This window comes from Tessaracoccus massiliensis, from assembly GCF_000826065.2.
Lineage (GTDB): Bacteria > Actinomycetota > Actinomycetes > Propionibacteriales > Propionibacteriaceae > Arachnia > Arachnia massiliensis_A.
In genome coordinates, this window is sequence record NZ_LN623543.1 from 484,666 (window position 1) to 497,093 (window position 12,428).

Genomic DNA, 12,428 nt, shown 5'->3' on the forward strand with positions numbered 1-12,428 from the left:
GTTCTGGCTGGGGGTTATTGTCGCAGGGGCCACACGGCACACCCCGACGAGAAGGATCTGATCGAAGATGAAACGACTGGGCGCAGGGCTGGCAGCGTTGCTGACAGCAACCCTGGGTATCGTGGCACTCCCCCACACCCCTCAGGCAGCAGCGGACGTGGACGTCTACACCCAGCCTGGCTATCACAACGTCAACGGACGCGAATGGCGCACATCCTGTGGTCCCTACTCTTCGACGGTGGACCGGTGCCGCGCCGAGATCAAGGCCACCGTGGTGAAGGTCGAGGACGGGCAGTTCGTGGAACTGACCGACTGGGCATTCAACAACCTCACCTACAAGCCCAGCCCTCGTGCCGCCTGGGCAGGTAACCCGCTCGCGACGCCGGGCGAACACCTCATCAACGGTCGCCGGTGGCGCACCGAGTGTGACACCGCCCAGACCGGGCGCAATGCGTGCCGCAGCTACATCATGACCACCGTCTACGGGGTCAAGACGATGACGCCGCGCACCTACGAGCAGTCGAACCAGTGGGTGTTCAACAACATCGTCCACTTCACGGTCGCCCCCGCACCGACGGCTCCCCCGGCCCCGACCGAACCGCCGCCGAAGCCGACGTTCTGCCGCAACGCCCCCCTGCCCGGCGGTTTCGCGCTGACCGACGATGGCCGCCCCTACGCCATCAAGGCGCCCTACACGCCGGTGGACATGTACAACCCCACCACCATCAGCAACTTCATCCGCAGGGTGATTTCGGTGCGCCGCGGGCTGGACCAGAACTCCAGGGCTGCTGAGGACCAGAAGTGTCTGGCGCTGCTGGCCGCCGAGCACCTCATGGCCGGCTCGGAGACGACGAAGAACGCCCGGGGCGAGACCGTGCGCTGGTTCCCCTACATGTTCAGGTTCTCCGCCAACCCCACCATGGACGACCTCGTCGGCCCATGGCACTCAGGCCTGGCGCAGGGTGGCGTGCTCACCACCTTCACACTGCTGACCGACCTCACGGGCGACCGCAACTGGATGGAACGCGGCGCGGAGACGTTCCGCAGCTTCGAGGTGCCCATCTCCGAGCCCGGCGGCATCCTGCACCGCAACGAGGAGCACGGTTTCCTCTGGTTCGAGGAGTACCCCACCAAGCCCGAACCCACCACCGTGCTCAACGGCCACCTGGAGGCGGTCATCGGCCTCAACCTGTGGCACCGCCGCATGGTCGCCGATGGCACGCGGGCCGTCAGTGAACCCGCCAAGGTCAAGGCTCTCGTCGACGAGGCCCTCGCCACGCTGGAGCCCATGCTGAAGATCCACGAGCTCGAGATCGACGGCGGCACGCTGACCACCTACGACGCCGTTCGCGGCTACCCGGCCGCCCCGCTGCGTGTCAACGGCGGATCCAATGTGCGCGTCTCGTCGGCCAGGCTGAACGACAAGGCCATCACGCTGCCGAAGGTCACCGACAACTGGTCCAACCGGGACGCCTACCTCGTCAACGGCGACTTCAGCACCATCGAGAACGGGATGCCGCAGGGCTGGACCAGGCTGGGCAGCTCCGCCTACTCCGGCCCCTCCGCCGGCGGATACCGGATCCGGTCCGGAGGCAACGCCTGGCAGGGCCTGGAGTTCGGCTCTGCGAGCAGCCCCAACAAGGGCATCCCTGCCAGCTGGCTGCGCGAGGTGGCGGGCAAACCCATGACGCTGACCATGCGCGCCTCCGTGTCCTACCCGGACAACAAGGCCGGCGCCTCCGGCCGCGTGGCCCTGTACCAGCAGTGCGGCTCCGACGTCACCCTGCACTATGAGAACGTGCTGCGCGGCTCCGGCCAGTGGACGGACTACACGTTCGGTTTCAATGCCCCGAAGGCTGGCTGCGATCTGCGCGTTCAGTTCATGGTCAGCCCGTACCAGCAGGCCGACACGGTCTTCCTGCTCGACGACGTGAAGCTCAGCTCGGCGCAGACGGTGGGCGCGTCCCACAAGCCCAGCTACGACCTGAAGGTCTTCGAAACCCCGGAGAACGTCCTGTCGCTGACGGGCACCGGCAAGGCCACTCTGCAGGCCCACTACAACGGCCGCTGGCAGGATTTCGCCACCGTCAACCTGACCAATCAGGCCACCGACATCGTCATCCCCGAGCGGTTCACCGGCCGGAACATCCACCTGGGCTACCACGAGACCCACGTGGGCGAGCTGATGTCGCTCTACCGCCAGTTCCCGCAGCACACCTATCTGCTGGAGTATGCGCAGCGGTGGGCCCCCATGGCCCCGAGCGTGCACCACACGGTGCCCAAGCCGTCGGCCAACGGCTCCACAGCCCGCACCGGCGCGCGTCCTCAGGGTGCGGACACCACCGTGATCGACGGCCAGACCTACGAGCTGCCGCCGCTGGTGGACCAGTTCACCGGCCTGCCCTACGAGGAGCTCGAGTACCTGGACGAGCTGGCGCAGCCAGCCAGCTGACGTGAGGATCGCCGGGGCGCTGGTCGCCGTCATCGTCGCCGTTGTGGGCGTGGTCACCCCCACGCCCGCAGCGGCGGACGTCGACGTGTACACCACCCCCGGCGCCCATAAGGTCGGCGGCCGGGAGTGGCGCACCACGTGCTCGATGTACTCGAGCACGGTGGAGCGTTGCCGCACGGAGATCAAGGCCACCACGGTCACCTTCGACGGCCGGGGCTACGTCGAGCAGCAGGGGTGGCTGTTCAACAACCTCACCTACAAGGCCAGCCCCCGCGAATCCTGGTCGTTCATGAATCCGCTCGTCACCCCGGGCGACCACACAGTGAACGGCCGCAAGTGGCGCACTGAGTGCGACACCGCCTGGACCGGGTCCGGGGGCTGCCGCTCGCAGCTCATGGCCACGGTCATCGAGAAGGGGAAGGGTGGCTACCAGACGGTCAACAAGTACGTGTTCAACAACATCGTGCACGTCAAGCCGGTGCCCTGCGCGGTCACGCAGGATCAGGTGCGCCGCGACGTGGGCATCCCCACCACCGTCGTGCAGGGCTGCACCAGGTCGTCGAGCAACTCCTCCTGGACCGCCGTCGACGTGCCGGTGCTGCTGCCCGACGGTTACCGCTACATGTCCACGGCGTTCTACCGCCTGTCCGGCAGCAGATGGCGCCTCACCACGCGCAGCGGCCCCAACTGGCAGATCTGCCGCTGGGCCCGCGACAACGGCGCCCCGAAGGACCTCGTGGACAAGCACCTGGCCTTCTGCCGCTGACGGCGGTGTGCGTTTGCGGGCCTGCCCTGACACAATGGGTCTGGCCTCATGCCCCAGGGCGCATAGCTCAGTTGGTTAGAGCACCTGCCTTACAAGCAGGGAGTCGGCAGTTCGAGTCTGCCTGTGCCCACCAGATCCGGCCCATCGGGTGCCGGAATCCCACGGCACTCCGGAGCCGGCATCGTTGCCAGCTCCGCCGCCATCCACACCAAACCGGGAGAGTATCCGGCACGCCGGGTTGGCCAGATTCGCAGGAATCAGCTGCGGAGATTCTTGAACCGGGCGGGTAGATTGGTGCCGCAGATGTGCAGGAGGTGTCATGACCAGCCCGATCGGTCGACGCGGCCTCCCCCCGGAGGACGAGCCGCCAGAGGCACCCGCCCACGCGCCAACACCCGACGTCCCCGCGGCCCGGCGTGCCCTGGCCCCCGAAGACACCGATTCGGCGTGCCCTGGCCCCCGAAGACACCGATTCCCCCGCCCGTCCATCGGGGATCGAGGCTGAGCCACCAACCGGCGCTGAACGCCCAACTGGCGCGCCGAGGCGCGGCATGGTCGAGGTGGAGCCGGAGGAGGCGCCCGAGGCCCGGCGCGCCCGGTATATCGTGGCCGCGACGACGGCGGCGCTGGCGCTGCTGGTGGGTGTGCTGTGGTTCATCTTCGGGCTACGCGACGAGACTCCTGTCGCGGTGCCCGGCCCCGGCCCCACGGGTCCGATCTCCACGGCCGCCGAACCGGTCACGCCGGCGCCTCCGGTCGAGCCGCCCTCGCCCACCACCCAGCCGGTCAGCACAGCGCCCGGCAGCGCATCCGCACCGGTGCCCCCGCCAGATCCCGGCCTGCCCACGGTCTCTCCCACGGCCACGGCCACGGAGACGGGCACGGATGACCTTCCCACCGGCCCGGAGGAGGAACCCTCCCCCGTCTCCTCGATCCCCGGTGGCGTGCGCCTCGAACTCAACGGCGTCGTGCTGGACATGCCGCCGGGCTGGCAGCTGTACGCTGACGAGACCGTGCAGGGGGACCGCCGGTTGGTCCGCATCCGCGAGCTCGTCACCGACGTGCGCATCCAGGCGGTCGCGCTGACCAATGTCACCGGCTCCCTCGACGACGCCTGTCTCGATCTGGTGGCAGACCACAGGCAGCTCTACAGCGCCGTAGCCGAGGGGTTACCCGTCAACGTGCCCGTCTCAGGCGACGCGGTGGGCGTGTCCTGCAACTTCAGCGGCACGCGCACCAGCGACGGCGTGGCCAACCGCGTCGAGTTCACCCTGCTGCAATCCGGCGGCGTCACGCTGGTGTTTCGCGACACGATTCCCGCCGCCGTGTCTACGGACGCGCCTGCGCTGACCCAACTGATCGCCATGGAATGCGCAGCCGCTGAGAGCTTCGGCGTCGTGATCGATCAGTGCGCGATCACTCCTGCCCAGGCCGACGGCTGAGCTGGTCGAACACCGGACGCAGCGACATCCACCACTGCTCGTAGGGGCGTTGGGCGTCCCAGTCCATGCCCTCCGTGACGGTCCGCAGCGGGGCCAGCAGCCCGGGTTCCGAACTCGACGCCGCCACATAGTTGGCCGAGCCGTTACGCAGCTGCTCGTCGAGGTTGGCGACCGCCTTGTAGGCCAGCCGGGTGGCGTTGATCCGGTCGAACGGCGTGGGGCTGCCGCCCTGCTGCACGTGGCCGATCACTGCTTGGCGCACCGAGTACAAACCCTTACCCTCCGCCTCGTAGAGCTTAGCCACCACATCAGAGGTGTAGTGCGGGCTCGCGTCCTCCCCCATCACGGCGAGATAGAAGGACCGGCCGGACTCGAACGCGTCGACCAGCGCCTCGATGTCGGTAGACAGTTCCTCCAACGTGAGGCCCGTCTCCGGCAGGTACGCCTTCTCGGCGCCGCCGGCGATGCCGCCGACCAGTGGGAGGAACCCGCAGCCGCGGCCCATGGTCTCGACGACGAACGCGCGCTTGCTGGCCGAGGCCGACATCCGCACCATGTCGATCGAGTCGACCACGGTGTTGAGCGCAGTATCCGACCCGACGGCCATGGGCCAGGACGGCAGGTTGTTGTCGATGCTCGCGGGCAGCAGGGCGATGGGAATGTTGAAGGCCGGGTAGCGCCTGCGTTCGCGCTCCATCATGTCGACGGTGGCGTAGGCGTGGAATCCACCCATCACCAGCAGCGCATCGATCCGGTGCTCCTCCAGCGTGCGGGCCATGGCGTACAGGTCAGACTCGGTGGGCACGTAGCGGCGGGTGCCGAACGCGGCGCCGCCGGTGTTGGCCATGCCCTCCACGTCGTGCCAGTGCACCTCGCGCAGATCTCCGGAGACGAGGCCGGGGACGCCGCCCTGGACGGCGATCATGTGGTAGCCGCGGTCCAGGCCGGAGCGCACCGCCACGCGGGCCAGCTGGTTCATGCCGGGGGCGAGCGCACCCGCGTGCATGACGGCCACCCGCTTGGCGTCTTCGGCCATCTCGACGGTGGGCTTGGCTTCGGTGAGCACGCGGTAGATCTCGATCATTGAGGTGAAGCCATGGCCGCGGGACCTCACCGCTGCTTCATAGTTGCCTTCCTCGATGTAGGCGCCGATCTGGTGGGTGTCCTCCACGGCCTTCAGCAGGGGCACCCCGATCACCTGATCGCGGTGCACGCCCACCAGCACCGGCTCAGATTCGTCATCTGCCGCCAGCACCCGCCGGACGGCCTCCACGCCGCACGCCGTGGCCATCCAGCGGTCGTACGCCGAGGGAGTGCCGCCGCGTTGGACGTGACCCAGGATGGTGATGCGTGCCTCCTCGCCGGTGCGCTCGCGCAGTACGTCCTGCACGCGCTCGGCGGTGATGGGGGCGCCCTCGCGGTCTGCAGCACCCTCGGCGACCAGGATGATCGAGTCGCGGCGGCCTGCGTCGCGGCCACGGCCGAGCACGTCGACCATGCGGTCCTCCCAGCCGGGGCGGGGCGGGGATTCGGGCAGGAAGGTGTAATCAGCGCCGCCGGCGATGGCGGTCATCAGCGCGAGGTAGCCGCAGCGGCGGCCCATCACCTCGATGATGAAGGTGCGCCGGTGCGATTCGGCGGTGGAACTGATGGCATCGATGGCCTCGGTGATGCGGTGCATCGCCGAATCCGTGCCGATGGTCATGTCGGTGCCCACCATGTCGTTGTCGATGGAGCCGACCAGGCCGGCGATCCGCAGCCGCGGATGGGCCTCTGCCTGCTCGGGCGTGATCCGCCCGGCTTCGACCAACTCGGTCACGTACTCCGGCCAGGCCAGGCACAGCGCGCGGCTCCCGGTGAGCGAGCCGTCGCCGCCGATCACGATGAGGCGGTCGATCCCCCGGCCGATGAGGTTCTCCACCGCCTTGAGCTGGCCCTCGCGGGTCTTGAACTCCATTGATCGGGCGGTGCCGATGACGGTACCGCCCTTGGGCAGGATGCCCGAGACGTCGCTCCAGCTCATCTGCATGATGTTGTCGCCGCCGGCGATGGCGCCCTGCCATCCCTCGCGGATGGCGAAGACCTCAGCCTGTTCGTGGATGCCGGCGCGCACGATGGCGCGCACCGCAGCATTCATGCCCTGTGCATCGCCGCCCGAGGTCATGACGCCGATGCGTGCGGTCATCGACGCCCGCCCTTGGGGCGCACGACCTTGGTGGCCTGCCAGTCTGCCGCCACACTCGCCGTCGAGGTGAGGGACAGGCCTGCGATCGTGACGCCTTCGCCCACGGAGGCGGCGTCGATGAAGCCCGAGCGACCCACCTTGGGGGTCAGCAGCCAGATGTAGCCGTCCTCCCCCAGGTCCGTCATGGCGTCGACGAGGCCGTCGGCGACATCGCCATCATCCTCTCGCCACCACAGAATGGTGACGTCCACCGCCTCGAGCGGGTCCTCGATCATCTCCGCGTCGATGATGTCCATGATGTCGTCGCGCAGGTCGGCGTCAACATCCTCGTCCCAGCCGAGCTCCTGAACGACCAACCCCGGCGCGAGCCCGAGCAGGTCCGCTCCAGCCATCCCTTCGTGCGTGCGGTCCTTATCTAGTGCGTTGTCCACACCCCAAGCCTGCCAGACTCTGCACGCGATTTCACTCGGGGACCGCCGCAGACGCGCAGACGGGGCCGGTCCCATGGACCGGCCCCGCCTTCTTCCGTGCGTTTCGCTCACCGATTTCGCTCAGGCATCGCCCCCGGCGTTGCCCGAGGTGCCCGCGGTGACGTCGTCGAGGCGGTACTTCTTGAAGGCCTCGGTGGCCCATTCCTGCGGCACCTCGCCGTCGGCGGCGAGTTGCTGCAGCACGGCCACCGCGACCGAGGGGCCGTCGATGTGGAAGAAGCGACGCGCGGCGGCCCGGGTGTCCGAGAAGCCGAAGCCATCGGCGCCCAGCGTGGTGTAGCTGCCGGGCACCCACTGACGGATCTGGTCCGGCACGGCACGCATGTAGTCGCTGACGGCGACGACGGGGCCGGGGCGGGATTCGAGCTTCTGCTCGATCCAGATCTTGTCGTGCTCGCCGAACGGATCGGCGAACTTCTTCTCATCGGATTCCAGGCCCTCGCGGCGCAGTTCGCCCCACGAGGTGACCGACCACACATCGGCCACGATCCCGTAGTCCTTCTTGAGGAGCTCCTGCGCCTCGAGCGCCCACGGGACGCCCACGCCGGAAGCCAGGATCTGGGCGCGGCGGGCGTCGTCGGCCACGCCCTCGAAGCTGCCCTCCTTGAGCAGGTACATGCCGCGGATGATGCCCTCGACCTCGATGCCCTCCGGCTCCTTGGGCTGCACGATGGGCTCGTTGTACACCGTCAGGTAGTAGATGATGTCCTCGGGCTTCTCGCCGTACATCCGGTTGAGGCCGTCCTTGACGATGTGGGCGATCTCGTAGCCGTAGGCCGGGTCGTAGGCGACCACCGAGGTATTGGTCGAGGCCAGCAGCGGCGAGTGGCCGTCCATGTGCTGGGTGCCCTCACCGGTCAGCGTGGTTCGGCCTGCGGTGGCGCCGATCATGAAGCCACGGGCCAGTTGGTCTGCCGCCGCCCAGATACCGTCGCCGGTGCGCTGGAAGCCGAACATCGAGTAGAACACGTAGATGGGCACCATGGGCTCGCCGTGCGTGGCGTAGGCCGTACCCGCCGCGGAGAATGCGGCGACGGAACCGGCCTCGTTGATGCCGGTATGGAGGATCTGCCCGTTCTTGGACTCCCGGTAGCTGAGGAACAGCTCGTTGTCGACCGGGGTGTAGTTCTGCCCGTGCGGGTTGTAGATCTTGATCGTGGGGAAGAACGCGTCCATGCCGAACGTGCGGGCCTCATCCGGGATGATCGGCACCACGCGCGGGGCGAACTCCTTGTCCCGCATGAGGTCCTTCAGCAGGCGCACGAACGCCATGGTGGTGGCGACCTGCTGGTTGCCGGAGCCCTTGCGCGCCGAGTCGTAGGCCTTGTCAGCGGGCAGCGAGATGAACTTGCGGTCCCCCCGGCGCTCGGGCAGGTAGCCGCCGAGTTCCCGACGGCGGGCCTGGAGGTACTGGATGCGCGGGTCGTCCTGGCCCGGGTGCAGGTACGGAGGCCTGTACGGGTCCTCCTCGAGCTGGGCGTCGGTGATGGGCGCGTCCACGCGGTCGCGGAAGCCCTTGAGGTCGTCGAGCGCCAGCTTCTTCATCTGGTGCGTGGCGTTGCGGCCGGCGAAGTGCTTACCCAGGAAGTAGCCCTTGATGGTGTGGGCGAGGATCACGGTGGGCGCGCCGGTGAACTCCGTGGCGGCCTTGTAGGCCGAGTACACCTTGGTGAAGTCGTGGCCGCCGCGCGACAGGCGCCAGATCTCGTCGTTGCTCCAGTCCTTGACCATGGCGGCGGTGCGCGGGTCGCGCTCGAAGAAGTGCTTGCGCACGTAGGCGCCGTCGTTGGCCTTGAAGGTCTGGAAGTCGCCGTCGGTGGTGGCGTTCATCAGGTTGACGAGCGCGCCATCATGGTCGTTGGCCAACAGCGGGTCCCAGCCACGGCCCCAGACGACCTTGATGACGTTCCAACCGGCACCGCGGAAGAACGCCTCGAGTTCCTGGACGATCTTGCCGTTGCCGCGCACCGGGCCGTCGAGGCGCTGCAGGTTGCAGTTGACCACGAAGGTGAGGTTGTCAAGTTCCTCGTTGGCGGCGAGCTGCAGCGCGCCGCGCGATTCGGGCTCGTCCATCTCGCCGTCGCCGAGGAACGCCCAGACGTGCTGGTCTGAGGTGTCCTTGATGCCGCGGTTGTGCAGGTAGCGGTTGAACTGCGCCTGGTAGATGGCGTTGAGCGGCCCCAGGCCCATCGACACCGTGGGGAACTCCCAGAAATCCGGCAGCTGGTGCGGGTGCGGGTAGCTGGGCAGCGCGCGCAGGTCGCCGTCGACGAAGTGGCTCTTCTCCTGACGGAAGCCGTCGAGGTCGTGCTCGTCGAGGCGGCCCTCGAGGAACGCGCGGGCGTACATGCCGGGCGAGGCGTGGCCCTGGAAGAAGATCTGGTCTCCGCCGCCGGGGTGGTCCTTGCCACGGAAGAAGTGGTTCATGCCCACTTCGTAGAGCGTGGCGCTGGAGGCGTAGGAGGCGATGTGGCCGCCGACGCCGATGCCGGGGCGCTGGGCGCGATGCACCATGATGGCCGCGTTCCAACGCAGCAGGCGGCGGATGCCGCGCTCAAGCGTCTCGTCGCCGGGGAAGGCAGGTTCGCGGCTGGCGGGGATCGTGTTGACGTAATCGGTACCGGTCAGCGACGGCACACCGATGTGGCGCTCGCGAGCGCGCTCCAGCAGCTTCAACATCACGTAGCGGGCGCGGTGACGACCGCCCGCATCGATCACACCGTCGAGGGATTCCAACCATTCGGCGGTCTCCGCGGGGTCGATATCGGGCAGATTGGTGGGCAGCCCATTGAGAATGGGTCCGGCCTCGTTCTGACTCACGAAGTATTCCTCTCGATGTCGGCAGGTCAAGGGCGCCTGGCGCGCAGTGGCTCAACATTAGCGCGCGCAGCCGATCCTTAAGTTCAGCCTATCTGCCCCGCCACACGCTGGGCGCGTTCCACCGGATGCGGGGCCGTGCGTCAGATCACGCGTCAGGCTCCTCGGCGTCGCTGGTGTCACCCAGTGGGCGGCCGGCATCGCCGAGACGCAGGTCCTCATCAGGTTCGCGGTCGAGCAGTGCGTCGCCATCGGGGTCGACGCCCTGGTGCCGCGCCCCCTCGTCCAGTGGGTGCTTGCTGAAGTCGCGGCGGTCGATGGGTTCGGTCATGGTGACTCCTTGGTCTCGGGTTCCTTCGGAGGATCAGCCCGCACAACCGACATGCGGCGCTTCTCCACTGACGCGTCGAACTTGGCGCGGTTGATGACAGCGCGCTTGTGCAAGCCGGCGCCGATGAGGCCCACTTCGTCGTGCAGTTCGACGCGGAACGTGAGGAAACGACCGTCGGCCTCGACGAGTTCGGCGAACGCCTTGACCTCCATGCCCACCGGAGTGGGGGCGCTGTGGGTGACGTCGATTTCGATCCCGACCGAGTCCTCCCCCTCCTCCAAGTGCTCGGCCATCGCCTCCATGGCGGCGCACTCGGCGAAGGCGACCATGAAACCGGTGGCGAAAACCTGTGGCATCGCATCGAAACGGGGGTACTTGTCGCTGACCCCGGGCACGGTGAGCGACTCATCGACGACGACGCTGAGGGTGCCGGTGATGCCCACCTTCATCGAATCCAACATGCTGCTCAGTTTAACGGCCGCGGCCCGACGTGACCGCCGAAACGACTGGTTTGCGGGAGGGATCATCTCCCTGGGACCGCCACCGTCCCCATCGCGTCATCACGCGCCTGGGCAGCCTGCCAGTTCAGCCCATGCGGCCCGGAGGGTGCATGCGTAGGATGCGGCCATGGCAGTTGAGGTACGTCGGGCCAGGCTCCAGGAATGGGCGCAGGCACGGGACCTGCGGCTCGAGATGCTGGCAGACTCCCCCAAAGCCTTCATCGACACCATCGCCACGGTTGAGCGGTGGGATGACGACAGGTGGCGTACCAGGCTGCTCAGTCATCTCGCGCCGGATTCGACCACCATCGGGGCCGTCGACGTCGGCGGGCACTGGGTGGGGCAGGCCTGTGGGCGGGTCTTCGGCAACTACGAGCCGCCACGGGCCTATCTGCTCAGCGTCTACGTCACGCCCCGCCACCGTGGCACAGGCCTCGTCAAGCGACTCGTCGACGAGGTGTCCGGCTGGGCGCGCGGCATGGGCCACGACGCACTGTGGCTGGATGTCCACCAGGATGCGACGGCGGCGCGGGCCGCCTACCGGCGACTGGGCTTCACGGAGACTGGGGTCACCACGCCCTACGCCAACGACGAATCCGAGCGCGAGCATGAGATGGTGCTGCGGCAGCTCCCCTGATTCAGCGGTGCCGGTTGGCGTGGCGCAACAGTTCGTCGACCGGCCAGGTGGTGATGATCCTGTCCGGGTGGATGCCCGCCTCGGCGGCTCTGGCCTCGCCGAGCGGGAGGTACTCCAGCTGCTCCGGCGCGTGGGAATCGGTGTTGATGGCGAACAGGCAGCCGATCTCGTCGGCCAACTCCAGCAACTCGGGTCGCGGGTCCGCGCGGTCCGGCCGCGAGTTGATCTCTACCGCCACCCCGAACATCTCGCAGGCGGCGAAGACCATCTCGGCGTCGAAGCGCGACTCGCCGCGCCACGTGCCGTCGGAACGCCGCTTCCGTCCGGTGCAGTGCCCCAGCACCGTGGTGTGCGGGTTGGCCACCGCCGCCACCATGCGGCGGGTCATCGTGTCGGCGTCGTCGTCCAGCCGGTGGTGGACGGAGGCGACCACGACATCAAGTTGAGCGAGCAGGTCTGAGCCCTGGTCGAGCCCACCGTCGGAGAGGATGTCCACCTCGATACCCCGCAGGATGCGCAGTTCGCGCTCCCGCTGCACCTCGGCGATCTCCTCCCATTGGGCCAACAGCCTCTCCCTGCTGAGGCCCCGGGCGACCTTCAGCCGCGGCGAGTGGTCCGTGACGGCGATGTACTCGCGCCCGAGGGCCTCCGCGGCGGCGGTCATCTCCGCGAGGCTCGCGCCGCCGTCGGACCAGGTGGTGTGGGTGTGCAGGTCGCCACGGCAACGCATGCCGTCAGCCTCGGATTCCGCCATGGGCGTCAGCCTACGGCTCGCGCACCCCATCGGCCATGAGGCGTCGACGTCCG

Annotated in this window: 10 protein-coding genes and 1 tRNA gene; 5 read left to right on the forward strand and 6 right to left on the reverse strand. The window is 68.1% G+C overall.

Annotation, left to right across the window (positions count from 1 at the left end):
• Positions 1-67: 67 nt before the first annotated feature.
• The 4 genes from BN1186_RS12785 to BN1186_RS12800 all read left to right on the forward strand — a co-directional run bounded on the left by BN1186_RS12785 (position 68) and on the right by BN1186_RS12800 (position 4,660).
• On the forward strand, positions 68-2,452 hold the full coding sequence (locus BN1186_RS12785) for a D-glucuronyl C5-epimerase family protein (RefSeq protein WP_082031406.1): 2,385 nt from the start codon (positions 68-70) through the stop codon (positions 2,450-2,452).
• 1 nt (position 2,453) lies between these two features.
• Positions 2,454-3,218: a hypothetical protein gene (locus BN1186_RS12790; protein WP_040284397.1), complete on the forward strand. Its 765-nt coding sequence runs from the start codon at positions 2,454-2,456 to the stop codon at positions 3,216-3,218.
• A 56-nt stretch (positions 3,219-3,274) separates the two neighbouring features.
• Positions 3,275-3,351: transfer RNA gene (locus BN1186_RS12795), tRNA-Val, on the forward strand.
• 418 nt (positions 3,352-3,769) lie between these two features.
• Positions 3,770-4,660: a hypothetical protein gene (locus BN1186_RS12800; RefSeq protein WP_040284398.1), complete on the forward strand. Its 891-nt coding sequence runs from the start codon at positions 3,770-3,772 to the stop codon at positions 4,658-4,660.
• Here BN1186_RS12800 and BN1186_RS12805 read toward each other — a convergent pair.
• The 5 genes from BN1186_RS12805 to BN1186_RS12825 form a co-directional block, all read right to left on the reverse strand.
• The gene (locus BN1186_RS12805; protein ID WP_040284399.1) at positions 4,635-6,845 is read right to left on the reverse strand and encodes a 6-phosphofructokinase; all 2,211 of its coding nucleotides are present in this window, start codon (positions 6,843-6,845) and stop codon (positions 4,635-4,637) included. The genes BN1186_RS12800 and BN1186_RS12805 overlap by 26 nt on opposite strands.
• Positions 6,842-7,237 carry a DUF3052 domain-containing protein gene (locus BN1186_RS12810; protein WP_040284400.1) on the reverse strand — a complete coding sequence of 132 codons (396 nt, stop codon included), beginning with the start codon at positions 7,235-7,237 and terminating at the stop codon, positions 6,842-6,844. Before BN1186_RS12810 ends, BN1186_RS12805 begins: the two co-directional genes overlap by 4 nt.
• A gap of 159 nt (positions 7,238-7,396) precedes the next feature.
• Positions 7,397-10,156, reverse strand: coding sequence for a pyruvate dehydrogenase (acetyl-transferring), homodimeric type (gene aceE, locus BN1186_RS12815; RefSeq protein WP_082031412.1), 2,760 nt, complete (start codon positions 10,154-10,156; stop codon positions 7,397-7,399).
• A 145-nt stretch (positions 10,157-10,301) separates the two neighbouring features.
• Positions 10,302-10,484: a hypothetical protein gene (locus BN1186_RS12820; protein ID WP_040284402.1), complete on the reverse strand. Its 183-nt coding sequence runs from the start codon at positions 10,482-10,484 to the stop codon at positions 10,302-10,304.
• Positions 10,481-10,945, reverse strand: coding sequence for a thioesterase family protein (locus BN1186_RS12825; RefSeq protein WP_040284403.1), 465 nt, complete (start codon positions 10,943-10,945; stop codon positions 10,481-10,483). Before BN1186_RS12825 ends, BN1186_RS12820 begins: the two co-directional genes overlap by 4 nt.
• 166 nt (positions 10,946-11,111) lie before the next feature.
• On the opposite strand from BN1186_RS12825, the gene BN1186_RS12830 reads away from it, so the two are divergent.
• Positions 11,112-11,621 (forward strand): GNAT family N-acetyltransferase, encoded by a 510-nt coding sequence (locus tag BN1186_RS12830; protein ID WP_040284404.1) that lies wholly within the window; start codon positions 11,112-11,114, stop codon positions 11,619-11,621.
• A gap of 1 nt (position 11,622) precedes the next feature.
• Here BN1186_RS12830 and BN1186_RS12835 read toward each other — a convergent pair whose 3' ends face one another.
• A complete protein-coding gene (locus tag BN1186_RS12835) occupies positions 11,623-12,375 on the reverse strand; it encodes a PHP domain-containing protein (protein ID WP_052460152.1) in 753 nt (250 codons plus the stop codon).
• Positions 12,376-12,428: the final 53 nt, after the last annotated feature.